Genomic DNA, 24,967 nt, shown 5'->3' with positions numbered 1-24,967 from the left:
CCTGGGATTCAGGGCGCGCAGTCTAAAGGATCGAGCGCAGGCGGTCAGACGTTGCTGACGGATTGGCGCATCAGGCCCTGAGAGGTCTGCAGCCGCTCGACGTAGCGATCGATCTGGTTGAGGGCTTCTTCGCGGCTGAAGAAGGGGCCTTCCAGGGTGCCCTCGCGGGTGGTGAAGAAAAACTGACCGTTGACCACGCTGACGCGCTCGCTACGGAAATGGGTGCTGGCACCGGGGTCGTCATTACGTTTGCCTAACATGAGAATCTCCTCCTCGTCTTGCCAACAGACCATGGCGAGCGCTGCGGGTTGCCCCGCTCGGCCAAATGGCGGTCCGTCGATCTTCCTTAGGTGTAGCACCCTAGCGGCCGCTGCGCCTGGGTGGAAAAAGCGCGACGAAATTGTGAGGGACATCACGCAGCACAGGACGTAGCCGCCGGACGATGGCCCTGGACGGGTCGTCTTTCGCGTTATAACCACAGCGTGATCCGATCTTTCCCGCCCATGCTGATGGGCGGCATAGTGCCGCTATCCCTACCTGCATCAGGAGAACTGCCAATGACCATCCGTCTGGGCGACATCGCCCCCGATTTCGAACAGGATTCCAGCCTGGGCCGCATCCGCTTCCATGAGTGGCTGGGCGAAAGCTGGGGCGTGCTCTTCTCCCATCCCGCTGACTTCACCCCGGTGTGCACCACCGAGCTGGGCCTCACCGCCAAGCTCAAGGACGAATTCGCCAAGCGCGACGTCAAGGTGATCGCCCTCTCGGTGGACGGTCTGGAATCGCACCAGGGCTGGATCAAGGACATCGAGGAAACCCAGGCCACCGCCGTGGGCTTTCCGATCCTGGCCGACGCCGACCGCAGCGTGTCGACCCTCTACGACATGATCCATCCCAATGCCAACGACACTCTGACGGTGCGTTCGCTGTTCATCATCGATCCCCAGAAAAAGGTGCGGCTGTCGATCACCTATCCGGCCAGCACCGGGCGCAACTTCGACGAGATCCTGCGGGTGATCGATTCCCTGCAGCTCACCGACAATCACAAGGTGGCGACCCCGGGCAACTGGAAGGATGGCGATGACGTGGTCATCGTGCCGTCGCTCAAGGACGAAGAAGAACTCAAGCGCCGTTTCCCCAAGGGCTACACCGCGGTGAAGCCCTATCTGCGCCTGACCCCGCAGCCCAATCGCTGACACCTCTGGTGACAAGAAAACCCCGGCTCCGGCCGGGGTTTTTGTTTTCTGGTTATAACCAAGTGCCTAAAGGATATTTTTAGGGAATAAGCACCCCTTGCTAAGGTCCGCTCATTCCTTTTCGAGCGGCGCGACACCGCTCCTTTTTATCCTGGAGGCGGCGATGCAGGTGGTGACTTTGGCGGGCAGTCCGGGAGCGCGGTCGCGCTCCACCGGCGTGCTGGATCTGGCAGCGAACTGGCTGCAGGCGCGCGGCGTGGAATTGTCGCGCTGGCGTATCCAGGACTTTCCCGCCGCCGACCTCATCGGTGCCCGTTTCGACAGTCCGCCAGTAGTGGAACTGATCGCCCAGTTGCAGGCCGCCGATGGCCTGGTGATCGCCACCCCGGTGTACAAGGCCTCCCTGGCCGGCGCCCTCAAGACCCTGCTGGACCTGCTGCCCGAACGCGCCCTGACCCATAAGGTGGTGCTGCCCCTGGCCACCGCCGGTTCTAGCGGCCACCTGCTGGCCATCGACTACGCGCTGAAGCCGGTGCTCTCGGCGCTCAAGGCTCAGGAAATCCTCAATGGCGTCTTCGCCGACGACAGCCAGGTCAGCTACACCGAGACCGGCGTCGCCCTGACTCCGGCGCTGGAGCAGCGCCTGTACGAATCCCTCGAACAATTTCACGCGGCCCTGGTGCGGCGTCCCCAACCCCTGACTCCCGAGCTGCTGGCCGATCGTATCGGCCAGGCGCGCTGGGGTATCTGACCCGGAGTCTCAGTCATGCAGTTCTCCTTCACCCGTTCACTGCTCGCCGTTTCCCTGCTGACCCTGGCCGCCGGCCTGGCACAGGCGGAAGAGACGGTGCGCATCGGCTACCAGAAGTACGGCACCCTGATCACCCTCAAGGCCCGCGGCACCCTGGAGCAGCGCCTGGCCAAGGACGGCGTCAAGGTGCAGTGGACCGAATTCCCCGGCGGCCCCCAGCTGCTGGAAGGCCTCAATGTCGGCAGCATCGACTTCGGCGTTACCGGGGAGACACCGCCGGTGTTCGCCCAAGCCGCCGGCGCCGATCTGGTCTATGTGGCCCATGAGCCGCCGGCGCCCACCAGCGAAGCCATCCTGGTGCCCAAGGATTCGCCGATCCGCTCGCTGGCCGATCTCAAGGGCAAGAAGATCGCCCTGAACAAGGGCTCCAACGTCCACTATCTGCTGGTGCAGGCACTGGCCAAGGCCGGCATCCCCTACCAGGACATCCAGCCGGTGTACCTGCCGCCCGCCGATGCCCGGGCCGCCTTCGAGCGCGGCGCGGTGGATGCCTGGGTGATCTGGGATCCCTATCAGGCCGCCGCCGAGACCCAGTTGCAGGCACGTACCCTGACCGATGCCACCGGCCTTGCCGACAACCACCAGTTCTATCTGGCCACCCGCAGCTTCGCCAAGGCCCATCCCGAACAGGTCGGCGCCATCGTCGACGAGGTGCGCTCGGTGGGCGAGTGGGCCAAGGCCCACCCCGACCAGGTCGCCGCCCAGGTGGCGCCGCTGCTGAACCTGCCGCTGGACACCGCCGAACGGGTGGTCAAGCGCCAGGGCTATGGCGCCCGGTTCATCAGTCCCGAGGTGGCGGCGCAGCAGCAGAAGATCGCCGACGCCTTCACCGCCCTCAAGCTGATTCCCAAGCCGCTGGTCATCCGCGACGTGGTGTGGACCCCGCCCGCCAGTCTGCAGACCGCTGCCGCCCAACCCTGATTTCGCCTGCTGGAGAACGCCCCCATGAGTCTCGATATCTTCTGGTTCCTGCCGACCCACGGCGATGGCCACTACCTGGGTACCGCCGAAGGCGCCCGCGCGGTCGATCACGGCTACCTGACCCAGGTCGCCCAGGCCGCCGATCGCCTGGGCTTCGGCGGGGTGCTGATCCCCACCGGCCGCAGTTGCGAGGATTCCTGGCTGGTGGCCGCCTCGCTGATTCCGGTCACCCAGAAACTCAAGTTCCTGGTGGCCCTGCGCCCCGGGATCATCTCGCCCACGGTGGCGGCGCGGCAGGCCGCCACCCTGGATCGCCTCTCCGGCGGCCGGGCGCTGTTCAATCTGGTCACCGGCGGCGATCCGGACGAGCTGGCCGGTGACGGTCTGCACCTGTCCCACAGCGAAAGATACGAAGCCTCCGTGGAATTCACCCGCATCTGGCGTCGCGTGCTGGAAGGCGAGACGGTGGACTACGACGGCAAGCACATCCAGGTGAAGGGCGCCAAGCTGCTCTATCCACCGCTGCAACAACCGCGCCCACCGCTGTATTTCGGCGGCTCCTCCGATGCCGCCCAGGACCTGGCCGCCGAGCAGGTGGAGCTGTACCTGACCTGGGGCGAGCCGCTGGACGCGGTGCGCGAGAAGATCGAGGCGGTCAAGGTCAAGGCCGCCGCCCAGGGCCGCACGGTGCGCTTCGGCATCCGCCTGCACGTGATCGTCCGCGAGACCAACGAAGAGGCCTGGAAGGCCGCCGACCGGCTCATCGCCAACCTGGACGATGCCACCATCGAAAAGGCCCAGGCCGCCTTCGCTCGCTTCGACTCGGTCGGCCAGCAGCGCATGGCCGCGCTGCACGGGGGCCGCCGCGACAACCTGGAGATCGCCCCCAACCTCTGGGCCGGGGTCGGCCTGGTGCGAGGCGGTGCCGGGACCGCGCTGGTCGGCGACGGTCCCACCGTGGCCGCGCGGGTCAAGGAATACGCCGCCCTGGGCATCGATACCTTCATCTTCTCCGGCTATCCGCACCTGGAAGAATCCTACCGGGTGGCCGAACTGCTGTTCCCGCACCTGCCGGTCAAGCGGCCGACCCAGGTGGAGGGCGCCAACTACGTGAGTCCCTTCGGCGAGATGGTGGCCAACGACATCCTGCCGCAGAAAGCGGCGCAGAGCTGAGGGGGCGGGCATGAGCAGCACGACCGAACGTCAACTCCAGCGCCTGGCGCCCTGGGTGGTGCCGGTGGCCCTGATCGTCGCCTGGCAGCTGTCGGTGAGCAGCGGCCTGCTGTCCAGCCGCATCCTGCCGTCACCGGCGGCGGTGCTGGAAGCGGGCTGGAGCCTGGTCAAGAGCGGTGAGCTCTGGCAACACCTGGCCATCAGCGGCTGGCGTGCCGGTATCGGCTTCGCCATCGGTGGCAGCATCGGCCTGGCGCTGGGCTTCATCACCGGGCTGTCGAAATGGGGCGAGCGCCTGCTCGACAGCACCCTGCAGATGGTGCGCAACGTGCCGCACCTGGCGCTGATCCCGCTGGTGATCCTCTGGTTCGGCATCGACGAATCGGCCAAGTTGTTCCTGGTGGCCCTGGGGGTGTTCTTCCCCATCTACCTCAACACCTACCACGGCATCCGCAACGTCGATCCGGCGCTGGTGGAGATGGCCCGCAGCTACGGCCTCTCCGGGGCGCGGCTGTTCTGGCACGTGGTACTGCCGGGCGCCTTGCCGGCCATCCTGGTGGGGGTGCGTTTCGCCCTCGGCCTGATGTGGCTGACGCTGATCGTCGCCGAGACCATTTCCGCCAGCTCCGGTATCGGCTACCTGGCGATGAACGCCCGGGAATTCCTGCAAACCGACATCGTGGTGCTGGCCATCCTGCTCTATGCCGTCCTCGGCAAGCTGGCGGATCTCGCCGCCCGCGGCCTGGAACGCGCCTGGCTGCGCTGGCACCCGGCCTATCAGAAGGGAGCCCACGCATGACCAGTCTGCAAGCCGTTCCACCGCTGGCGCGGGGCATCGCCCTGAAGCTGCAACAGGTGGTCAAGACCTTTGGCGAGCGCACCGTGCTCCATGGGATCGATCTGGAGATCCCGGCCGGCCAGTTCGTCGCCGTGGTGGGCCGCAGTGGCTGCGGCAAGAGCACCCTGCTGCGCCTGGTGGCCGGACTCGACCGCGCCAGTGGCGGCACCCTGCTGGGGCAGGACGAACCCCTGGCGGCGCACCGCGAAGACACCCGGCTGATGTTCCAGGACGCGCGCCTGCTGCCCTGGAAACGCATCATCGACAACGTCGGCCTGGGTCTCAAGGGCGACTGGAAGCCCAAGGCGCTGGAAGCGCTGGAAGCGGTCGGCCTGGCCGATCGCGCCCAGGAATGGCCCTCGGCGCTGTCCGGCGGCCAGAAGCAGCGCGTGGCCCTGGCCCGCGCCCTGATCCACCAGCCGCGCCTGCTGCTGCTCGACGAGCCGCTGGGCGCCCTGGATGCCCTGACCCGCATCGAGATGCAGCAACTCATCGAGGGCCTCTGGCAGCGCCACGGCTTCACCGTGCTGCTGGTGACCCACGACGTGGGCGAGGCGGTGGCCCTGGCCGACCGCGTGGTGCTCATCGAAGACGGCCATATCGGCCTGGATCTCGACGTCAACCTGGCGCGCCCCCGGGCCGCCGGCGATGCCCAACTGGCCCGCCTGGAAGCCGAGGTGCTGGCCCGGGTGCTGCAGCAGCCGCTCAACCCCGATCTACCGGAAATCGTGCAACCCCTGCCCACGCAACTGCGCTGGGCCTACTGATCGTTCATCCGAGGAGTTCTGCCATGACCATCAAGGCCATCAACGTTCGCAACCAGTTCAAGGGCACCATCAAGGAAATCATCGAAGGCTCGGTGCTTTCCGAGATCGACGTCCAGACCGCCGCCGGCATCGTCACCTCCGTCATCACCACCCGCTCGGTCAAGGAGCTGGAACTGCAGGTGGGCAGCGAGGTGATCGCCTTCGTCAAATCCACCGAGGTGTCCATCGCCAAGCTGTGAGGCGGCCCTGCTGGTGAGGAAACCCGCCCTGGTGGCGGGTTTTTTTGTTGGGGCCTGGTGTTGGGTATCCGCGTCACTGCCACGATTCTGCAACCTGGGTCGGTTCCAATGCCGCTTTTGTCTGGAGGAATGCGGGTGCGGCGACAAAGGGGCGTGGCCCTGCTCATGGCGCTCTGGGCGCTGGCCCTGGTGGCGGCCTTGTTGCCGGTGCTGCTGGCCGAAGGGCGGGCCGAACTGCAGCGGGCGCGGTTGCTGGAGCACGAGACCCTGGCGCGGGCGCTGGCGGCGGGCGCCGAGCAGGTGGTCACCCAGGGTCTGATACAGGCCGGGGCCCGTCAGCGTCCCGAGTTCTGGCAGAGCCTGAGGGGCGAGGTGCTGGCCTATGAGGTGGAGGGGGCCCAGGTCCGTGCCCAGCTGCGCGATCTGCACGGCTGCTTCAACGTCAACGCCCTGGCCGGCCCCGAGCGGGACCTGGCGTTGCGGCAGCTGAAGCAGCTGCTGGCGCAGCGTCCGGGCGGCCTGGGCGAGCCCGGACTGACGGCTGCGGCCTTTGCCGAACGCCTCGCCGACTGGGTCGATGCCGACGGCGAGACCCGTGAACTCGGTCTGGAGAGCGCCGAGGCCCTGCGGCTGGCGCCGCCGGCGTTGGTGCCCAATCTGCCGCTGGCCGAAATCGGTGAGCTGGATCGGCTGGAGCCGGCGCGTCCGGGTCGGCATCTGCACTTGCGCGAACTCTGTGCCCTGCCGGAAACCTCCGGCTGGCGCCTCAATGCCAATGCCCTGGGGCTGGGTCAGCTGCCGCTGCTGGAAGCGCTGTTTCTCGATGAGGTGCCGCGGGAGACGCTGCAACTGCTGATCACCGCGCGGCCCGCCCAGGGCTATGCCACGGTCGAGAGCCTGCGCGAAGCGCTGCCGGGGGTGGGGGAGGAGACCTTCAGCCTGCTGACCCAGCGGCTGATCCTCAACAGCGGCGACTTCCTGCTCGGGGTCGAGGTGAGTCGCGACGGTCAGGTCTTTCGCCAGGTGCGGCAGCTGGCGGCCCAGGGCGTGAGTCGCTGGCATGCGGCGGTACCGGCGCAACGGGTGCGCTGGCTGGCGACGCGTGACACCACCCTGTGGGTGCCGGGGCCTGGTGGGGCTGAGGTGTTGCAGTAGCTGATCGCGGCCAGCGCACGCCGAAGCGGCCGTTCTCACCACTCGTCGTAGGTTGGGTTGAGCGTAGCGAAGCCCAACGTAGCGGGGCTTGGGTGCTGGCAATGTTGGGCTTCGACGATGGAGCAGTCTCAGCCCAACCTACGGTCAATCTGGCGCCAGGAGGTGAGAACGCCACAGTGCGGATTTTGAATCCGCTACAAAGCAAAAGGCTCCCGCGGTCTTCGCCGACCGGGGAGCCTGGCTATCGCCGACGCGATCAGACGCCGATGGGGCCGCCGTCGAGTTTCTGGATCACCACGGTGGAGGCGCGGGGGCGCACCTTGGTGCCGGCCGGGGTGGCCTCGGTGGCGACTTCGCTGAAGGGCCAGTTGTCCGGATGCTGGACGTTGATGAACATGGTCGTGAGATCCGGCGTCCAGGTGATGCCGGTGATCTCGCAGCCGTTGGGCCCGACCAGGAAGCGGCGCAGCGCGGTCTGGTTGGTGGCCGAGATGGCGACCTGCTTGCCGCTGTCGTCCACCACCTGGGCCGGGATGACCGCCAGCAACTGGTCGTTGGTGTACTCGGCCACGGCGTTGTCGCTGTTGTCGGTCTCGATCCAGAGGATGCCGCGGCTGTCGAAGGCCAGGCCGTCGGGGCTGGCGAACTGGTTGAGTTCGGTCAAGCCCGAGCGGTTGATGTCGGGCGCCGCACCGGCGTCCGAGCCGAAGACGAAGATGTCCCAGGTGAAGTCGGTCTGGTTGCTGTTGTCCTTCCAGCGCACGATGTGACCGTTGACGTTAGGCACCCGCGGGTTGGCGGCGTTGGCGGCGGTGCGCGCCGAGTTGTTGGTGAGGGTGACGTAGACCTCGCCGGTGAAGGGGTTGACGGTGGTCCACTCCGGGCGGTCCATGGGGGTCGCGCCCACTGCATCGGCGGCGCCGCGGGTGTTGAGGATGATGCCGGCCAGGTCGCCATAGAGGGCGCCCAGGGTACGGCCGTCCTTGGTCGGCGCATTGACCGTCAGCGGCAGCCACTTGCCGTTGCCGTTGCCGCCGTCGTCGAAGCGAGCGACGTAGAGGGTGCCGTTGTCCAGGTACTTGGCGCCGATGGCCAGGCGGTTGGCCGAGTTGGCGTCGGCCGGATCCCAGGCGGCGGCGGAGACGAACTTGTAGATGTATTCGTTGCGCGAGTCGTCGCCCATGTAGAACGCCAGCGGCTGGCCGGCGACCGGAATGCCGTAGGCCGAGCCCTCGTGGCGGAAGCGGCCCATGGCGGTGCGCTTGGTGGCGGGCGCGGCGCTGTTGTAGGGATCGATCTCGACGATGTAGCCGTAGCCGCTGGCTTCGTTGCGGAAGTCCTGAGTCGCGCTGGCGCCGGTGGGGGTCAGGTCGAAGCGACGGAATTCGTTGTCCACCTCGCTGGCGTCACCCGCCGGCGTCTCCCAACCGTAGTTGCTCTTGCTACCGATGCCGATGCGCTTCTGGTCGACCGGCAGAGTGCCCTTGTTGACGAAGATGCCCGGCCAATTTTCCTCGCAGGTGAGGTAGGTGCCCCAGGGGGTGAAGCCGTTGCCGCAGTTGTTGTTGGTACCGCGGGTACGGGTGCCGTCCGGAGAGTAGGGAGTGATCAGGTTGGCGTTGCCGCGCAGCGGGCCGGCGATTTCCATCGGCGTGGCGCTGGTGAAACGGCGGTTCAGAGCGTCGTTGGTGACCACCTGCCAGATGCCGTCGACCTTGCGGATGCGGATCACCGCCGCCCCGTGGGCGTTGATCTCCTTGCGCACTTCCTCGGCGGGCCGCTTGCCGTTGGTGGTGGTCGGGCCGTTGGGGTGCAGCACCTTCTGGTCGATGTATTCGTAGTTGATGGCCAGCAGGCCATCGCTGCTGGAGTTGTTCAGCGGGAAGAAGTGCATGCCGTCGTGGTGCATGCCAGCCGCATTGGCCTGGTCGGTGGAGGTATTGCTGCCATCGCTGCGCCAGGCGTTGGCCAGGTTGTTCAGCGGGGTGCCCCAAGGCGCCAGGGTGCGGGCGCTGTAGCCGGCGGCCAGGACGATGGCGTCGAGGCGCGCGCCGCGGATGGATTCGAAGCCAAGCTTGAGCTGCGGCGCCGGGGTCGGCTGGCTGGGAGCCGGATCGTCGTTCGAGCCGCCACCGCCATCGAAGCAGGCGGTCAGTCCACCGCCGGCGATCATGGCGATGGCAGCGCCCAGGCCGCCCTTCATGACGCTGCGGCGCGACAGGTAACGGTCGACGACGGCGTCCAGCGGTTCGTTGCCGCTTTCATTACGGTTACGGTCGTCGCTCGTGAAAGTGCTCATGCGCAAAGCTTCCTTGATTAATCACGGGAGCGGCGACTGTAGGAAGCCTCTGTGATGGTCTGGTGACTGAAAGGTTACAGCCGGCATTTCCCGGCAGGCCATCTGTAACAGTTTGTAACTTGCTGTTTTGTCATGAATTTGTAGCTTTTCGCCGCCTAGGATGCCGCCCTCTCTAGCGCGCAGGGCAGATATCGGATGAGCAACTGGGCACGACGCCAGGTCTTGGGTTGGCTCGCGGCGGGCGCCACGGTGCCGCTGCTGGGCGGCTGTGCCCAGGGCCTCTCGACTCGCTCGGGGGATGCCGATCTGCAACTGCTCTATGTGGCCGACACCCTGGACGCCCGCGAACCCGGCTGGCCGGTGGTGCCGCGGGTACGCCTCGGCCCGGCCGGGCGCATCGGCGCCGCGCCCTGGCGCACCGGTGCCGATGCCGCGCGCCTGGCCCCGACGCTGGCGCCTCTGCTGGATGCCGGGCGTGGCGATGGCCAGCGCTACGGTGGCTATGCCGCCCTGGCCTGTCAGCTCTCCCAGCTGCGCACCCGTCAGGGCGCGACCCGCAGCCTGACCCTGGAAAATGGCCAGTGCTGGAACGGCAGCGGCCTGACCCAGCTCACCCGCGGCGAAGCCGGGGTGGATGGCAGCCAGTTGCTGGGCAGCGAGGTCCGGGTCAGCAGTGACGAACGCCTGCTCTGGCCCGAGCGCAGCGCCGCCCTCTATCGCCGTTATGGTCGTCCGGTACTGGGCGCCACCCTCACCGAGGAACAGCGCAGCGCCCTGGGCGTCGCCCCCTTCACCCTGATCGAGCGCGACGGGGTGCGCATCGCCCTGGTCGGCGTGACCGATCCCTATGCCAGCGATCAGCAGGCGCCCCTGGCCGATTGGTATGCCCGGCTGCGCCCGGTGCTGGCCGAGGCACGGGGCAAGGTCGATCTGCTGGTGGTGCTGGCCGATGTCGGCAGTGGACCGGGCCTGTGGCTGGCCGAGCGGTTGGAGGAAGCGGACCTGCTGCTCTGCGCTCGCGGGCAGGATCTCTGGCCGGAGCTGATCCCGGTGATGCGCGGTAGCGGTCGGCCGCTGCCGGTGTGCCTGCCGGGTTGCCGCGGCGTCGGTATCTTCGAGATCCGCTGCCGGGGTGGTCGCGACGGCTGGCGCCTGGACGCCGTCTTCCATCCGGTGCAGGCCGAGCGGGTGCTCGACCGGGCCCTGCTGGAAAGCCACCAGCGTCAGTTGGCCGTCGCCCGCGCGCCCCATGCCGGGTGGCTCGACCAGCGTCTGGCACGGGCGCCGGTGGACCTCTGGCGCCGTGACCTGCTCGGCGGCAGCTGGGACGCCCTGATCGCCGCGGCCCTGGGCGGTGGCGATGCGCAGCCGGTGCTCCTGCCGGGGTTGAGATACGACCAGCCGCTGCGCCGGGGCGACTGGATCACCCGCGAGCACCTGATCGCCCTCTGTGGCGGCCACGAGGCCACGGTGCTGGATCTGCCCACCTCGGCCGACGGCCTGCGCACACTGCTGGAGGAAGCCGCGGACAATCGCTTCGGCGAACCCCTGCTGCTGGACAACAGCCAGGATCTGCCGCGGCTGACGGGCGTCCAGTGGACCTGCCGCTATGGCGCGCCGCGTGGCCAGCGCATCGGACCGGTGCAGGCGCCCCTGGGCACCTCCTTTACCTGTCGCACCTTCGCCCTAGGGCGCGAGCTCGGCGCCGGTGAGGCGCTCTGGCAACGCCTCGAAGCCTTTCTGCGCGCCCGGCCCGCCGACTGGGGCCTGGCGCCGCTACCCGTGCCACGCCTGGAGTTCGTCGAAGGTCATCCGGGCCGGCATCCGCTGGCCGCCTTGCGCCGCCGTCTGGAGTCTCTGGCCTGATGGCGCGCCTGCTCATCCATCCCCTGGCGTTGCGGCTGCTGACCCTGCTGTGGCTGGGCATCGCCGCCTGGCTGGCGGCGCGGGTGGTCTGCGATCTGCGCCTGCTGTGGCTGCCGACGCCCGTACCCAGTGTCCAGGTCGAGGCGTCTCCCGCCACCGATCTGCTCGCCGGCCATTGGCGCGCCGCCAGCCAGGCGGCGCCCAGCACCCTGCCGATCCAGTGGGTCGGGGCGATCAAGGCAGTGCCCATCGACGGCTCCGTGGTGGTCCTGCGCCACGGCGATCGCCAGCGGTCACTGGTCCTGGGCGACAGCCTGGCGCCTGGGCTGGTGCTGACCGCCATCGACGCCCAGGGCCTGGTCTTCAGCCGCGCCGGCCGCGAAGAGCGGCTGCCCTGGCCGGCGCCGCGAGCGCTGGTGGGCCTGGCCGCCAGCGATACGGCCACGCCGGCCACAGTCAAGGCGCCGTCTACGCCAGCGGCGGAGGAGGGTGACCTCGCCAGTCTGCTCAGACGCATTCGCGCCACCCCCGTGCGCGAACACGGCGAGTTGACCGGCTACCGCCTGCAACCCGGGGCCGAGCCGGCCTTCTTCAGCGGCCTCGGACTTGAGCCCGGGGACGTGCTGCGCCGGGTGGATGCCGTCCCCGTGGCCGATACCCGGGCGCTGCTGCAACGCCTGCCGCACTGGCGCGCTACCGGCGCCCTGACCTTGGAACTGGAACGTCAGGGCCACGCCCTGGCCCTACCCGTGAGACTGTCCCTGTGAAGAAACGCAGCTATTGCGGCCTGCTCCTCGCCTTCTGGCTGCTCGGCGCCCAGGCCGAACAACGCTTCGAGGTCAATTTCGAGAACACCGAGATCGATCTGTTCATCGAAAGCGTGGGGCGCATCACCGGCACCAACTTCGTCATCGATCCCCGGGTGCGCGGCACCCTGACGGTACGCAGCGCCCAGTCCCTGGCCGCCGATGACGTCTATGCCCTGGCCCTGGCCCAGCTGCGCGCCAATGGCTACGCCGCGGTGGAGCTGGACGACGGCAGCGTGAAGATCCTGCCGGACCAGGCCGCGCGCACCGAACCGTTGCCGGTGGAGGTGGACGACGGCGCCCCGGCCAAGCCCGGCGCCGGGGATACCGTGGCCACCCGGGTATTCGCCGTGCGCGGCGGCAATCTCGAACAGCTGCTGGGCATCGTCCGCCCGCTGATGGACGCCCGGGTCGGAGTGGCCACGCCCTATCCGGCCAGCAACCTGCTGGTGGTGACCGACTGGCGCAGCAACCTCAGCCGCATCGGCCAGCTGCTGACGCGGCTGGATCGCGGGCGCGACGAACCGGTGGAGATGATCAGCCTGCGCCATGCCCAGGCGCGTGACACCGCGCCGCTGGTGGAGCGCCTGCTGGCCAGCCGCGGCCAGGCCGGTGGCGGCGTCCAGGTGCTGGCCGACGCCCGCAGCAATGCTCTCATGGTGCGTGGCGACGAAAGCGTGCGGCGTCAGGTACGCCGGCTGGTGGCCGAACTGGACGTCTCTCGCGATGCCGCCAGCGACACCGAGGTGGTCTATCTGCACCATGCCAAGGCCGGCGAGGTGGTCAAGGTACTGCGCGGCCTGAGCGGCGAGGTCACCCAGGAGGCGCGGGTGGAGATCCCTGTGGCCGCCCCTGTCGGTAATACCACCCCTGTTGAAAGAGGTGGAGAGGGGGAAGCTCCTCTGCCCAAGGGCAGCAGCGGGGCGTTGGCGCCGGGAGCGCCCGGTATTCGCCTGGAAGCGGACATGGGCACCAATTCCATCGTGCTGATCGGGCCGCCGCGGGAGCTGGCCGGCTACAAACGCATCATCAGCCAGCTGGATATCCGCCGCGCCCAGGTGGTGGTGGAAGCCATCATCGCCGAGATCACCGACACCAAGGCCAACCAGCTGGGCGTCCAGTGGCTGTTCCTCGACCGCAACGGCAACCTGCCGGCAGGCAGCGTCAACTTCACCAACGGCACGCCCATCAACGGCATCGCCGCCGCCGCGGCCAACCAGGACACCAGTGCCCTGGGCAGTCTACTGTCGGGCATGCAAGGCATCTCCGCCGGGGTCGGGCGCATCGGCGGCAGCGGCTTGAATTTCGTCACCCTGCTGCAGGCCATGCGCAGCGAGAGCGGCTTCAACCTGCTGTCGACCCCGACCCTGCTGACCCTGGACAATGCCGAAGCCTCCATCATGGTCGGCCAGGAGGTGCCCTTCGTCACGGGTTCGGTCACCAGCAACAACGCCAATCCCTACCAGACCATCGAGCGCCGCGAAGTGGGGGTCAAGCTCCGTCTCAAGCCGCAGATCAACGAGGGCGACACGGTGCGCATGGAGATCGTCCAGGAGGTCTCGTCCCTGGCCGACAACGTGCGTGCCAGCGACGTGGTCACCAACAAGCGCGAGATCAAGACCACGGTGATGGTGGAGGACAATGGCCTCATCGTCCTCGGCGGCCTGATCAGCAACGAGGGTAACGACAGCGACCAGCGGGTGCCGCTGCTGGGCGACGTGCCGGTGCTGGGCAATCTCTTCAAGTCGCGTACCCGCTCCAGCACCAAGCAGAATCTGGTGGTGTTCATTCGCCCGCGCATCCTGCGCGATCCGGCGCTGGTGCAGCAGATCAGCGAGGACAAGTACCGCGGCATGCGCGCCGCCGCCCCGGCCGCGGCCTTGCCGGCCACGCCGCCGGGTACGCACGGTGCGCCCACCCTGCAGAGTCTCTATCCCTCGGCGCGGGCGCGCCTGGACGGCCTCTGATGACGCCGACGCTGCCCTATCGTCTGGCGCGCCAGGCCGGCATCGCCCTGGCCGCCGCACCCGAGGGCTATCGGCTGCTGTGCCGCACGGATGCGGACCTGGCGCTGCTGCAGGAGGTGCAGCGCCGCCACGGACCGCCGCAGGGCTGCGAATGGCTCGCCCGCGAGGTCTTCGAACAGCGCCTGGGGCCGCTCTACGAAGCCGGGCAGACCAGCACCGAGGCCTTGGTGGAAGGCCTCGGCGAGACCGTCGACCTGGCCGGGCTGATGGAGGAATTGCCACGGGTCGAGGACCTGCTCGACAGCGCTGGCGAGGCGCCGGTGATCCGCCTGATCAACGCCTTGTTCGCCGAGGCCCTGCGCCTGGATGCCTCCGACCTGCACGTGGAAACCTTCGAGCAGGCGCTGGTGGTGCGGGTACGGGTGGACGGGGTGCTGCGCGAGCTGCTGCGCCCGCCGCGGGCCTTGTCGGCCATGCTGGTGTCGCGGATCAAGGTCATGGCGCGGCTGGACATCGCCGAGAAGCGCCAGCCCCAGGACGGCCGCATCACCCTGAGGGCCAGCGGGCGCGACGTCGACATCCGCGTCTCGACCCTGCCCGGCGTGCATGGCGAGCGGGTGGTCATGCGCATCCTCGACAAGCAGGCCAGCCTGCTGGAGCTCTCACGCCTCGGCCTGCCACCGGCCATCGATGCCGGTCTGCGCGGCGCCCTGGCGCAGCCCAACGGCATCCTGCTGGTCACTGGCCCCACCGGGTCGGGCAAGACCACCACCCTCTATGCCAGCCTGGGGCTGCTCAACGAAGGCAGCCGCAGCATCCTCACCGTGGAAGACCCGGTGGAATACGCCTTGCCCGGCATCGGCCAGACGCCGGTCAACCCCCGTGCCGGCCTGACCTTCGCCAGCGGCCTGAGGGCCATCCTGCGCCAGGATCCGGACGTCATCATGATCGGCGAGATCCGCGACGTGGAGACCGCCGGTATCGCCGTGCAGGCCAGTCTCACCGGCCACCTGGTGCTCTCCACCCTGCACACCAACAGCGCCCTGGGCGCCATCACCCGCCTGCGTGACATGGGCGTGGAGCCCTTCTTGCTGGCGTCGAGTCTCAAGGGCGTGCTGGCCCAACGGCTGGTACGACGGTTGTGCAGCTGCGCGGCCTGGCGTCCACTGCGGGCAGCCGAACAGACGCTGCTGCCAGGGCTGACCGGGCTCGAACGGCTGCGCGAGCCCCAGGGTTGCCCAAGCTGCAATGGCAGTGGCTATCGCGGTCGCCTGGGGCTCTACGAATTCGTCGCCCTGGACGCCGAACTGGCCGAGCTCATCTATCGCGGCGCCGGTGAAGGCGAGATGGCCCGGCTGCTGGAGGGCCGCTGCGCCAGCCTGGCCGAGAGCGCCCTGGAGCGCCTGGCGGCGGGCGAGACCAGCCTGGCGGAGGTGCTGCGTGCGGTGCACCAGTAACGCCCTCGGCGGAGCGCTACGCTGATGCCGGCCTACCGCTACCTGGCGCTGGACGGCGACGGGCGTCGCCAGCGCGATGTCATCCAGGCCGAGAGCGAGCGCCATGCCCGCCAGTTGCTGCGCGAGCGCGGCCTCTTTCCCCGCGAGGTGCAGGCGACCGGTCCAGCACGGGGGGCCCGCAACCATGCCGGGCGGCTGGATGCCAACAGCCGCACCGATTTCACCCGCCAGCTGGCGACTCTGGTGGGCGCCGCCATTCCCCTGGCCGACGCCCTACAGATGCTGGAGCGCCAGAGTCGCCAGGCGGCGCTCAAGGCGCTGCTGCTGGATCTGCTGGGCCAGGTGCGCGAGGGCTATACCCTGGCCGACAGCCTGGGGCACCATCCGGGCACCTTCGATCCGCTGTACCTGACCCTGGTTGCCGCTGGCGAACGGGCCGGACGCCTGGGCCCGGTGCTGGAACGCCTGGCCGACTATCTCGAACGGGTGCAGCGCCAGCGCCACAAGGCGCGCACCGCGCTCATCTATCCGCTGGCGCTGGCCCTGGTGTCGGTCGCCGTGGTGGCGGGGCTGATGACCTTCGTGGTGCCCAAGCTCACCGAGCAATTCATCCACAGCGGCCTGCAACTGCCCTGGATCACCCGCGCCCTGGTGGCCGTCAGTGACGGCCTGCTGGTCTTCGGGCCCTGGTTGCTGGGCCTGGTACTGCTGGTCGGCTTAGGTCTGCAGCGCCTGTTGCGCCAGGTCGAGTGGCGGCGTCGCTGGCACCGGCAGCTGCTGCGCCTGCCGCGCCTGGGCGAGTTGCTGCGCACCCTCGACAGCGCCCGCCTGACCCGCAGCCTGGCGATCCTGGTCGGCAGCGGCATCCCGGTGCTCGAAGGCCTGCAGGTCAGTCGCGCCACCCTGGGCAACCAGGTGCTGCGCGATGCCCTGGAAGCCGCCATCGAGCAGGTCACCGCCGGCACCGGCCTTGGCCGGGCGCTGGATCGCAGCGGCGTCTTTCCCCCCTTGCTGGTGAACATGGTCGCCAGCGGCGAGGCCAGCGGCACCCTGGACGCCATGCTGGAACGGGTCGCCGATGCCCAGGAGCGCGACTTCAACCAGCAGGTGGACCTGGCCCTGGCGCTGTTCGAGCCGGTGCTGATCCTCGTGCTCGGTGGGGTGGTGCTGGCCATCGTGCTCGCCATCCTGCTGCCCATCATGCAGCTCAACCAGGCGCTCAACCTCTGATGCACTCCAAGGAGACTTTCGCGATGCCTTCCCATGCCGTACCCGCCCGCCAGGCCGGTTTCACCCTCATCGAGATCATGGTGGTGATCTTCATCATCGGCCTGCTGGTGGCCATCGTCGCGCCCAATGTGCTGGACAACCAGGACAAGGCCATGCAGCAGAAGGCCCGCGCCGATCTCGCCAGCCTGGAGCAGGCGCTGGACATGTACCGCCTGGACAACCTGCGCTATCCCACCGCCGAGCAGGGCCTCGCCGCCCTGGTGAGCAAGCCGACCCAGGCCCCCGAGCCGCGCAACTATCGCGCCGACGGCTATATCCGCCGCCTGCCGGAGGACCCCTGGGGCGCCGCCTATCGCTATCGCATCCCCGGCGAACATGGACGGGTGGATCTCTACAGCCTCGGCGCCGACGGCCGCGAAGGCGGCGAGGGCAGCGATGCCGACATCGGCAACTGGACCCTCTGAGCTGCCATGCCAGGGCGCCAGGGCGGTTTCACCCTGCTGGAGCTGATGGTCGTGCTCTTGATCGTCGGGCTGCTGACCACCGTGGGCGTGGCGCGCCTGGGCGGCGGCAGTCCGGCCGGGCAGTGGCGGCTGGAAAGCCTCGCGGGCGACTTCCAGCTGGCGCGGGACACCGCCCGCCACAGCGGGCGCATCCTCGGCTGGCAGGCCGACGCCAGCGGCTTTCGCTATCTGCAGCTGGTGGCCGATGCCCAGGGCCCGCGCTGGCAACCCCTGGCCAGCGCCGATCTGCCCGACGGGCGCTGGCCCAGCGGTTTGCAATTGGCCGAGCCGGTGAGTGCGCAGCCGCGGCTGGTCTGGTGGCCGAACGGCGATACCCGAGGCCAGCGCCTGGCCTTCGCCGAAGAAGAGCGGCAGTGGCTGCTGGTGGTCGATGCGCGGGGTCGTGCCGCGGTGGAGCGTCCATGAACCAGCGCGGTTTCACCCTGCTGGAGGTGCTGGTGGCCCTGGCCATCGTCGCCTTCATGGCGGTGGGCGTCAGCCAGGTGATCGGCCAGCGGCTGGACATCGCCGGCGTCGCCCAGGCCCGCGAACGGGCCCAGCTCTGCGCCCGCGAACTCCAGGCCCGCTGGCAGGTGGAAGGCCTGACCGCCAGTCAGGGCGAACTGAGCCAGGGCGGCGAGCGCTGCTACTGGCGTCTGGAGGGCGCGGGCGGGCCCCTGGGCGGGCAACGCCTGGCGCTCTATACCGATGCCGCCCTCGGTCGAGCCTTGGGCGACTGGCCGATCCATGCCGGAGCCCAACCATGAGGGGCCAGGCGGGCATGACCCTGATCGAGGTGCTGCTGGCCATCGCCCTCACGGCGCTGCTCGCCGTGCTGCTGGGTGGGCTGGTCAATCTCTGGCTCGACGCCCGCGGCCGCCTGGCTGCGCGGGAGTCGACCGATGCGCGGGTACTGGACCTCTGCGGCCTGCTGGATCGCCGCCTGGGTGGCCTGGTCCTGCGCCCGCTGCAGGAGCACCGTCTGCCGCTGCACAACGCCCTGCTGGACTGGCACCCCGACGAGCACCGGCTGGACTGGGTCGCCCTGGATGCCCTGCCGCTGAGTGCGGGACAGGGCGCCGGTCGCCTGCGCCGCCAGCGCCTGGAATGGGATGCCGACCAGGAGCGGCTGCGACTGTGGCGCAGCGCCGAGTTGGATGCGGTGGAGGCCCCGGTCTGGCAACCGGTGCTCGACCAACCGGGCATCGAGCGCCTGCAACTGGAATTCCACGGCGGCGGGCGCTGGCTCGCCTATCCGCCCCAGGCCGAACCCGCCAATGGGGTACGGCTGACCTTTACCGTGCAGAGTGCCGGCTATGTCTGCACCTTCGCCCTGCCTCAGACAGGTTGACCCCATGCTCGCCTCCCTCCCGTTCGGGCGCCTGCTGCCCCAGTTGCGCCGCGACCTCAGCCCGGCCCAGAGTTCCGCGCGCCTGCTCCTGCGCACGCGGCGACCCGGTCCGCCGGGCCCGGACAATCCGCTGGTGGCCGCGCGCCTCCAGGGCGACCGGCTGCAAGCCGCGGCGGCGCTGCCAGAGGCCGCCCAGCCGGTGACCCTGCTGCTGCACGGTGAGGACTGCAGCCTGTTCGACGTCGCCGCGCCCAAGGGACTGCGTCCCCACGAGTGGGGCCTGCTGCTGGAAGACCAGTTGCTGGCGGACGCCAGCGGCCAGCACCTGGTCTGCCTGGGTCGCGCTCCTGGCCGGTTGCGCCTGCTGGCCCTCGACCGGGCGCTGCTGGAGTCCTGGCGTGAGCACTGCGCCGCCTGCGGCTGGACGGTGGCCGCCTGCTGGGTCGACTTCCAGTTCTTGCCCGAGCCCACCGCCGAGGGTGGGATCGGCGTGCGCCTGGGCGACAGCCTGAGATTCAAGACCCGCGTGGCGGATCGCGACGTCTGGCTGACCTGGCCCAGCGCGCTCCAGGCGAGTCTGCCGCCAGCCTTGGCCACTCTGCTCGACGCCGATCCCGAGGCCACCGTCGCACCCCTCTGGCCCCAGCCCGCCGCCGGCGTGGCGCCCCAGGATCTCTGGCCACGGCAAGGCCAGCGCCGCCGTCGAGCGTCCTTGGAGCTGCCACGGCCCCTGGTACTGGGCATGGCCGCCGCTGCGGTGCTGGCCGCGGTGCACCTGGGGCTGCAACAGGTGCAGCATTGGCGCCAGGCCCAGACGGACCGGGCCTATGTCGCCCAGCGTCTGGGCCTGCCTAGCGACCGGCTCGATGCCGGCCGCGCCGCGCGCGAACTTCAGCTGGCCAGCCGGACCCAACGGCAGCTGGAGGGTCAGTGGCGCCTCTGGCAGCGGCTCGATGGTCCGCTCGGCGCCGCCTTGAATACTCAGCCCGGCCTGCGCCTGGTGGAGTGGTCGCTGGACGAGCAGGGCATCCAGGTGGTGCTGGACGGGCCGGCCAGCCTGGACAAGGCCTTGCGCACCCGACTCGGTGAGGAATTCGCTACCCTGCAGTGGCAACGGCAGGCCGGGCGCCTGACCCTGCGCCTGGCGGTCCCGACGGAGAAGCGACCATGAGCACCCTTTTGCAGCGCTGGCAGCGGCTGCCCGCCGAGCGCCAGCGACTGGCCCTCGGCGGCCTGGTCATCCTGTTGCTGGCCGCCATCCTGTTGCTGCGCCCTGCGCCAGGCAGTCGACCCGTCTCGGTGGACTGGGTCCGCCTCGCCGAAGAGGCTCGGGCGCTGCCCGTCGCCCAGCCGTTGCAGGAGGCGGATTGGCGCGGTGCGGTTGACGGGGTGACCTTCAGCGCCCTGACCCTGGGCGAGCCGGTCTGGCACCTGCGCGGAGACGCGGTGAATGTGGCCGCCGTGGAGCGGCTGCAGGCCTGGGCGCGTGTGCGTGGCTGGTTGCCCCGGACCCTGAGGATCCGCAGCCAGCCGACGGGCGTGGCCTTCGAACTGGAAGTCCTGGCGGTACTGGTGGAGCGCGCGCCATGACTCGCTGGCTCGTGCGCCTGGCGTTCACCCTGTTCGCCTGCCTGATCTTCGCCCTGGGCTGCCTGCTCTACTGGCCGGCCGCGGACTGGCTGCCGCGCCTGCTGCCGCCCCAGGTCACCCCGGTCGGCTTGCAGGGCTCCTTGCTCGGCGGCGGCATGCAGCGCCTCGCCTGGCCCGGTGGTGGCGCCGGGCCCTGGCAGTGGCACCTGCGCTGGCCGGGCAGGCTGCAGGTCACGGTAGGCGAGCCCGAAGGTGCGCCCTGGGGGCTGACCCTGAGCGGCTGGCCCTGGCAGTGGCGGGCCGATCTCGCCGGTGGCGATCTGCGCTGGGTGCAAACACCGGGTAGTGCGCTGCTCGCCGGTCGGCTGGTCGGCGCCGTCCGCCTCGGGGGCAGCTGGCGCCGTTGCCTGGCGGCCGGTGGCGCCTGGCAGGGCGATGGCCTGCAGATCCTGGTGCCCCGGCGACTCAGCCTGGGCGACGTTCGGCTGCAGGTGGATTGCCAGACCGCACCCTGGCTGCAGGGCGTCTTCGAGCGCCCCGGCCAGCATCGTCTGGACTTGCGCCTGAGCCTAGCCAACTGGCGGGGTCAGGTGCAGGGTACGGCGCAGCCCGGCAGCGACATCTCTCCGGTGCTGCAGAGCATCGGCTGGCTCAGGGCCGGCCAGAGCCAGGTCATGGGGCGTTTCTGACCGCTGAGCGCGGCTCAGGCGACCCGCAGGCCCTGGGCCGATCCCAGCTTCGCCAGCTGCAGCAGACCCTCTTCCCACTGCCGATGCCCCGAGCGGGTATTGATATGGCCGGCGCCGGGCAGGATGTCCAGCTCGCTGCCCCAGGCCTGCGCCAGGGCATCGGCCCGCGCCAGGCTGATGGCATGGTCGTTGTCCGAGGTCACCACCCGCGAGGGAAAGGGCAGCGCCTGGCGGGGCAAGGGCGCGAAACCCACCAGCTCCGCCGGGCAACCCGGGCGCTCGACGTCGGCCGGCGCCACCAGCAAGGCGGCCAGCACCCGCTGCCGACGCGCTACCGGAGCGCTGGCGGCCCAGCGCGCGACGGTGACGCAACCCAGGCTATGGGCGATCAGCACCACGGGTAAGGGCGAGCTGGCGATGGCCTGGTCAAGGGCATCCACCCACCGTTGCGGATCGGGGCGTTGCCAGTCGTCTTGTTCGACACGACGGGCGTCCGGCAGCAGGCGTTGCCAGTGGGTCTGCCAATGTTCAGGGCCAGAGCCCTGCCAACCGGGAAGGATGAGATAGCGGGTCATGGCGGATCTCCGCGGACGAAAGGGGAGCGTCGATAGTGACGGCGGATGATCCGTACAGGAAAGAATAAAAGGCGCTTTGGTTATGCCCGGAGCTTGAGTCGGGGTTGGCCGTGGTAGACCGGTAGGTTGGGCTGAGACGGCTCCATCGTCGAAGCCCAACGGGGCCAATGTCGAAGTCCTGTTGGGCTTCGCTGGCGCTCAACCCAACCTACCAAGGCCCTTGGGTGGACTACTCGTTTCGCCCCAACCGCTCCACTTCCTGCAACCAACGCAACCGCTGCTCCTCGTCGGCTGCCCGCACTGGCGAATACTCGTGGACCTGCAGCACCTGGATACCGCAGGCCTCGAGGCCCTCCTGGATGCCCTGGCGATGGGGCGCCTGGTTGCGCAGGCGCTGCCAAGGGGAGGGCGGGGTGTCGGAGGTCACCAGCAACTCGGCGCTACGGCCGGTCAGCAGGGGTTCGCCGCCCCAGGTCTGGTCGCGCTGGGCAAAGGCGAAGCCCGGTTGCAGCACCCGTTCGAGAAAGCCCGCCAATACCGCCGGCAAGCCGTTCCACCACACCGGGTAGATGAACACCAGGTGCTCGGCCCAGTGGATCTGCCGCTGGGCTTCCAGCAGATCCGGCTCCAGGGTCTGGGAGAGGTCATAGCCTTCGCGCAGCACCGGATCGAACTGGGCATCGGCCAACTTGAGCTGGCGCACCACCTGGCCGCTGGCCTGGGCGCCCTGGACATAGGCGTCGGCCAGCGACTGGCAGAAACTGGTGCGCTTGGGATTGCCCTGGATGACCAGCAGGCGCCGGCCATCTCCCTCCAGCGGCGTGGCGCCGCGGGCCTCAGCCACGGCCACCGGCTTCCAGCATGGTCTCCGGGCGTACCCACTGATCGAACTGCTCGTCGGTCAGGTAGCCAAGCTCCAGCGCGGCGGCGCGCAGGGTCTTGTTCTCGGCATAGGCCTTCTTGGCGATCTCGGCGGCCTTGTCGTAGCCGATGTGCGGATTGAGCGCCGTCACCAGCATCAATCCCTGTTCCAGGTGCTCGGCCATCTTGTGCTCGTCCGGCTCCATGCCGGTGACGCAATGGGTGTTGAAGTTGCGACTGCCATCGGCCAGCAGGCGGATGGATTCCAGCACGTTGTGGGCGATCACCGGCTTGTAGACGTTGAGCTGCAGATGGCCTTGGCTCGCGGCGAAACCCACGGTGACGTCGTTGCCGATCACCTGGCAGGCCAGCATCGACAGCGCCTCGCACTGGGTCGGGTTGACCTTGCCCGGCATGATGGAACTGCCCGGTTCGTTGGCCGGCAGCTTCACCTCGGCGAAACCGGCGCGCGGACCGGAGCCCAGCAGACGCAGGTCGTTGGCGATCTTCATCAGCGCCACGGCCAGGGTCTTGAGCCCGCCGTGCAGGGCCACCAGCGGTTCATGGCCGGCGAGGGCGGCGAACTTGTTCGGCGCGGTGACGAAGGGCAGGCCGGTGAGTTCGGCGATTTCCTTGGCGATGGCTTCGTCGAAGCCCTTGGGTGCATTGAGGCCGGTGCCCACGGCGGTGCCGCCCTGGGCCAGTTCCAGGACCGCCGGCAGGGCGTTGCGGATGGCGCGCTCGGCCAGGTCCAACTGGGCGACGAAGGCCGACAGCTCCTGGCCGAAGGTCACTGGCGTCGCATCCATCATGTGGGTGCGGCCGGTCTTGACCAGGTTCTGGTAGCGCGCCGATTGCAGCGCCAGGCCGCCGGACAGCTCGGCGATGGCCGGCAGCAGGTCGTTCTGCACCGCCAGGGCGGTGGCGATGTGCATGGCGGTGGGGAAGCAATCGTTGGAGCTCTGGCCGCGATTGACGTGGTCATTGGGATGGACCGGCTTCTTGCCGCCCATGCCGTTACCGGCCAGTTCGTTGCTGCGCCCGGCGATGACCTCGTTGACGTTCATGTTGCTCTGGGTGCCACTGCCGGTCTGCCAGACCACCAGGGGGAACTGGTCATCGTGGAAGCCGTCGAGGATCTCGCTGCTGGCCTTTTCGATCAGGGTGGCGACATCTTCCGGCAATTCGCCAAGGCGCAGATTGACCCGCGCGGCCGCCTTCTTCACCGTCGCCAGGGCATGCACCACCGCCAGCGGCATCTGCTGGTTGCCGATGGCGAAGTTCTCCAGCGATCGCTGGGTCTGGGCGCCCCAGTAGACGTCGTCGGCTACTTCGATGGGGCCGATGCTATCGGTTTCGGTACGGCTCATGGCGGTCTCCGCTTAGGAATGTGTGGGTCCAGCTAAGTTGGGCAGCAGCTTAGCGCCAGGGTTCCCAAATGGGAAGTATTCTCAATTGTGAGGGTGCCGTGGGCAGTTCAGCTGGCATTCAGCCCATCTCTGCCAGACTTCCCGTCCATTTTTCGCATCCCCAAGGACGTCCATGAAAAAGACTCTCCGTACGCTTGGCGCCGTAGTGCTGCTCGCCAGCGCCAGCAGCTTCGCCCTGGCCGACGCCAAGAGCCACGCGGCCGACGCGGAGCGCTTTCTCAAGCTGGCCAATGCCGACAAGCTGACCACCCCGGTCTACGCCCAGGTCCAGCAACTGTTCGCCCAGCACTTCGAGCAGGCCAAGGCGCCGGCCAAGAAAGCCGTGCTGGAAAGCTATACCGCCCGTGCCAACCAGGCGCTGGACAGCACCATCGGCTGGGAAAAGATCAAGCCCGAGATGGTCAAGCTGTACACCGACAACTTCACCGAAGACGAGCTGGAAGGCCTGATCAAGTTCTACCAGTCCGATCTGGGCAAGAAGATGATCGCCACCCTGCCGCGGCTGTCGGCCCAGTCCGCGCAGCTGACCCAGGCCAAGCTGGAGCAGGCGGTACCCAAGGTCAACGGCATCCTCGCCGAGATGGACAAGGAGCTGGGCGTGAAGCCGCCGGCCGGTGCCGAGAACGCGCCGCCGCCCGCCAAGCGCTGAGTCGAGCCTTTGCCACGAAGCCCGGACCCGTTCCGGGCTTCGTCGTTTCCGGGCCGGGCCCAGGCTCGCTAGAATGACGTTTCTCACAGTCGAGGTATCCCCATGAGCATGCGCGAACGTATCCAGTCCAGCCTGGGCCTGTTGCAACCCGAGCACCTGGAGGTGCTGGACGAAAGCCACATGCACAGCCGCGGCCAGGAGACCCATTACAAGGCGGTGGTGGTCAGCGAACATTTCGCCGGGCTCAACGCGGTGAAACGCCACCAGAAGGTCTACGGCACCCTGGGCGAACTCATGGGCCAGTTCCACGCCCTGGCGCTGCACACCTATACCCCGGCGGAGTGGGCGGCCCAGGGGCAGGCACCGGATTCGCCCACCTGTCGCGGCGGCAGCAAGCACGACCCGGTGGGTTGATCTCAAGGCGCCATTGTTCGGCGCCCTGCTAATTGGTTAAAATTTGATCGGCGCCGGCATTCTTGCCGGCGTTTTCGTCAAAGAACCTGTTTCACGACCTAGCGAGCTAGAGACAAACGAGGCGAAAAGGGCTGAGGAAGCGGAGTTTACGAGTGGTAAATGAGCATTCCGAAGACCTTT

At 68.6% G+C, this 24,967-nt stretch carries 27 protein-coding genes; 22 read left to right on the top strand and 5 right to left on the bottom strand.

What is annotated here, in order from left to right; genetic code table 11:
- Positions 1 to 44 precede the first annotated feature (44 nt).
- Entirely contained in the window at positions 45 to 260 is a 216-nt protein-coding gene (locus C722_RS0107095; RefSeq protein WP_007163023.1) for a DUF6316 family protein, read from the bottom strand.
- A 297-nt stretch (positions 261 to 557) separates the two neighbouring features.
- Here C722_RS0107095 and C722_RS0107090 point away from each other — a divergent pair, with 297 nt between their 5' ends.
- The 8 genes from C722_RS0107090 (at position 558) to gspK (ending at position 7,100) form a co-directional block, all read left to right on the top strand.
- Positions 558 to 1,196 carry a peroxiredoxin gene (locus C722_RS0107090; protein WP_017639832.1) on the top strand — a complete coding sequence of 213 codons (639 nt, stop codon included), beginning with the start codon at positions 558 to 560 and terminating at the stop codon, positions 1,194 to 1,196.
- A gap of 163 nt (positions 1,197 to 1,359) precedes the next feature.
- Positions 1,360 to 1,947, top strand: a complete 588-nt coding sequence (gene ssuE / locus C722_RS0107085) for an NADPH-dependent FMN reductase (RefSeq protein ID WP_017639831.1) — start codon at positions 1,360 to 1,362, stop codon at positions 1,945 to 1,947.
- Between the two features lie 15 nt (positions 1,948 to 1,962).
- Positions 1,963 to 2,928, top strand: coding sequence for a sulfonate ABC transporter substrate-binding protein (locus C722_RS0107080; protein ID WP_017639830.1), 966 nt, complete (start codon positions 1,963 to 1,965; stop codon positions 2,926 to 2,928).
- Between the two features lie 24 nt (positions 2,929 to 2,952).
- Positions 2,953 to 4,101 carry an FMNH2-dependent alkanesulfonate monooxygenase gene (gene ssuD / locus C722_RS0107075; RefSeq protein ID WP_017639829.1) on the top strand — a complete coding sequence of 383 codons (1,149 nt, stop codon included), beginning with the start codon at positions 2,953 to 2,955 and terminating at the stop codon, positions 4,099 to 4,101.
- Positions 4,102 to 4,111: 10 nt separating this feature from the next.
- Entirely contained in the window at positions 4,112 to 4,900 is a 789-nt protein-coding gene (ssuC, locus tag C722_RS0107070) for an aliphatic sulfonate ABC transporter permease SsuC (RefSeq protein ID WP_017639828.1), read from the top strand.
- Positions 4,897 to 5,706, top strand: a complete 810-nt coding sequence (gene ssuB, locus C722_RS0107065) for an aliphatic sulfonates ABC transporter ATP-binding protein (RefSeq protein ID WP_017639827.1) — start codon at positions 4,897 to 4,899, stop codon at positions 5,704 to 5,706. Before ssuC ends, ssuB begins: the two co-directional genes overlap by 4 nt.
- Positions 5,707 to 5,729: 23 nt before the next feature.
- Positions 5,730 to 5,945, top strand: coding sequence for a molybdopterin-binding protein (locus tag C722_RS0107060; protein ID WP_007163030.1), 216 nt, complete (start codon positions 5,730 to 5,732; stop codon positions 5,943 to 5,945).
- Between the two features lie 135 nt (positions 5,946 to 6,080).
- A complete protein-coding gene (gene gspK, locus C722_RS0107055) occupies positions 6,081 to 7,100 on the top strand; it encodes a type II secretion system minor pseudopilin GspK (RefSeq protein ID WP_256204526.1) in 1,020 nt (339 codons plus the stop codon).
- A gap of 256 nt (positions 7,101 to 7,356) precedes the next feature.
- Here the strand turns inward: gspK and C722_RS0107050 are convergent, their stop codons facing one another.
- Positions 7,357 to 9,399: a PhoX family phosphatase gene (locus C722_RS0107050; protein WP_017639825.1), complete on the bottom strand. Its 2,043-nt coding sequence runs from the start codon at positions 9,397 to 9,399 to the stop codon at positions 7,357 to 7,359.
- Between the two features lie 195 nt (positions 9,400 to 9,594).
- On the opposite strand from C722_RS0107050, the gene C722_RS0107045 reads away from it, so the two are divergent.
- The 12 genes from C722_RS0107045 to C722_RS0106990 are packed head-to-tail and all read left to right on the top strand — an operon-like array spanning position 9,595 to position 20,858.
- Positions 9,595 to 11,265 (top strand): hypothetical protein, encoded by a 1,671-nt coding sequence (locus C722_RS0107045; RefSeq protein WP_017639824.1) that lies wholly within the window; start codon positions 9,595 to 9,597, stop codon positions 11,263 to 11,265.
- Complete coding sequence (locus tag C722_RS26415) at positions 11,265 to 12,032, top strand: hypothetical protein (protein WP_017639823.1); 768 nt, start codon at positions 11,265 to 11,267, stop codon at positions 12,030 to 12,032. Before C722_RS0107045 ends, C722_RS26415 begins: the two co-directional genes overlap by 1 nt.
- Positions 12,029 to 14,038, top strand: coding sequence for a type II secretion system secretin GspD (gene gspD / locus C722_RS0107035; protein WP_017639822.1), 2,010 nt, complete (start codon positions 12,029 to 12,031; stop codon positions 14,036 to 14,038). Before C722_RS26415 ends, gspD begins: the two co-directional genes overlap by 4 nt.
- The gene (locus tag C722_RS0107030; protein WP_017639821.1) at positions 14,038 to 15,495 is read left to right on the top strand and encodes a GspE/PulE family protein; all 1,458 of its coding nucleotides are present in this window, start codon (positions 14,038 to 14,040) and stop codon (positions 15,493 to 15,495) included. The genes gspD and C722_RS0107030 overlap by 1 nt, the downstream gene beginning before the upstream one ends.
- 24 nt (positions 15,496 to 15,519) lie before the next feature.
- Positions 15,520 to 16,725: a type II secretion system inner membrane protein GspF gene (gene gspF / locus C722_RS0107025; RefSeq protein ID WP_017639820.1), complete on the top strand. Its 1,206-nt coding sequence runs from the start codon at positions 15,520 to 15,522 to the stop codon at positions 16,723 to 16,725.
- Between the two features lie 23 nt (positions 16,726 to 16,748).
- Entirely contained in the window at positions 16,749 to 17,189 is a 441-nt protein-coding gene (gene gspG / locus C722_RS0107020; protein ID WP_017639819.1) for a type II secretion system major pseudopilin GspG, read from the top strand.
- A 6-nt stretch (positions 17,190 to 17,195) separates the two neighbouring features.
- Positions 17,196 to 17,654, top strand: coding sequence for a GspH/FimT family pseudopilin (locus C722_RS0107015; RefSeq protein WP_017639818.1), 459 nt, complete (start codon positions 17,196 to 17,198; stop codon positions 17,652 to 17,654).
- On the top strand, positions 17,651 to 17,995 hold the full coding sequence (locus tag C722_RS0107010) for a type II secretion system protein (RefSeq protein ID WP_017639817.1): 345 nt from the start codon (positions 17,651 to 17,653) through the stop codon (positions 17,993 to 17,995). Before C722_RS0107015 ends, C722_RS0107010 begins: the two co-directional genes overlap by 4 nt.
- Positions 17,992 to 18,579 carry a prepilin-type N-terminal cleavage/methylation domain-containing protein gene (locus C722_RS0107005; protein WP_017639816.1) on the top strand — a complete coding sequence of 196 codons (588 nt, stop codon included), beginning with the start codon at positions 17,992 to 17,994 and terminating at the stop codon, positions 18,577 to 18,579. Before C722_RS0107010 ends, C722_RS0107005 begins: the two co-directional genes overlap by 4 nt.
- A gap of 4 nt (positions 18,580 to 18,583) precedes the next feature.
- Positions 18,584 to 19,750 carry a type II secretion system protein GspL gene (locus C722_RS0107000; protein ID WP_017639815.1) on the top strand — a complete coding sequence of 389 codons (1,167 nt, stop codon included), beginning with the start codon at positions 18,584 to 18,586 and terminating at the stop codon, positions 19,748 to 19,750.
- Complete coding sequence (locus C722_RS0106995; protein WP_017639814.1) at positions 19,747 to 20,169, top strand: hypothetical protein; 423 nt, start codon at positions 19,747 to 19,749, stop codon at positions 20,167 to 20,169. Before C722_RS0107000 ends, C722_RS0106995 begins: the two co-directional genes overlap by 4 nt.
- Positions 20,166 to 20,858 (top strand): hypothetical protein, encoded by a 693-nt coding sequence (locus C722_RS0106990; protein WP_017639813.1) that lies wholly within the window; start codon positions 20,166 to 20,168, stop codon positions 20,856 to 20,858. Before C722_RS0106995 ends, C722_RS0106990 begins: the two co-directional genes overlap by 4 nt.
- A 14-nt stretch (positions 20,859 to 20,872) precedes the next feature.
- On the opposite strand, the gene C722_RS0106985 is transcribed toward C722_RS0106990, so the two are convergent.
- The 3 genes from C722_RS0106985 to C722_RS0106975 form a co-directional block, all read right to left on the bottom strand.
- Positions 20,873 to 21,433 carry an alpha/beta hydrolase gene (locus C722_RS0106985; RefSeq protein WP_017639812.1) on the bottom strand — a complete coding sequence of 187 codons (561 nt, stop codon included), beginning with the start codon at positions 21,431 to 21,433 and terminating at the stop codon, positions 20,873 to 20,875.
- Between the two features lie 229 nt (positions 21,434 to 21,662).
- The gene (locus C722_RS0106980) at positions 21,663 to 22,283 is read right to left on the bottom strand and encodes an NAD(P)H-dependent oxidoreductase (RefSeq protein WP_007162355.1); all 621 of its coding nucleotides are present in this window, start codon (positions 22,281 to 22,283) and stop codon (positions 21,663 to 21,665) included.
- A complete protein-coding gene (locus C722_RS0106975) occupies positions 22,270 to 23,664 on the bottom strand; it encodes a class II fumarate hydratase (protein ID WP_017639811.1) in 1,395 nt (464 codons plus the stop codon). The genes C722_RS0106980 and C722_RS0106975 overlap by 14 nt, the downstream gene beginning before the upstream one ends.
- Positions 23,665 to 23,836: 172 nt before the next feature.
- On the opposite strand from C722_RS0106975, the gene C722_RS0106970 reads away from it, so the two are divergent.
- Together C722_RS0106970 and C722_RS0106965 are read left to right on the top strand one after the other, a co-directional pair.
- Positions 23,837 to 24,373, top strand: coding sequence for a DUF2059 domain-containing protein (locus C722_RS0106970; protein ID WP_017639810.1), 537 nt, complete (start codon positions 23,837 to 23,839; stop codon positions 24,371 to 24,373).
- A gap of 102 nt (positions 24,374 to 24,475) precedes the next feature.
- The gene (locus C722_RS0106965) at positions 24,476 to 24,787 is read left to right on the top strand and encodes a BolA family transcriptional regulator (protein WP_017639809.1); all 312 of its coding nucleotides are present in this window, start codon (positions 24,476 to 24,478) and stop codon (positions 24,785 to 24,787) included.
- Positions 24,788 to 24,967: the final 180 nt, after the last annotated feature.

The organism is Pseudomonas sp. 313, from assembly GCF_000316965.1.
GTDB lineage: Bacteria > Pseudomonadota > Gammaproteobacteria > Pseudomonadales > Pseudomonadaceae > Chryseomonas > Chryseomonas benzopyrenica.
The sequence above is the reverse complement of the archived record's forward strand: the minus strand, read 5'-3'. Positions and strand labels throughout refer to the sequence as shown.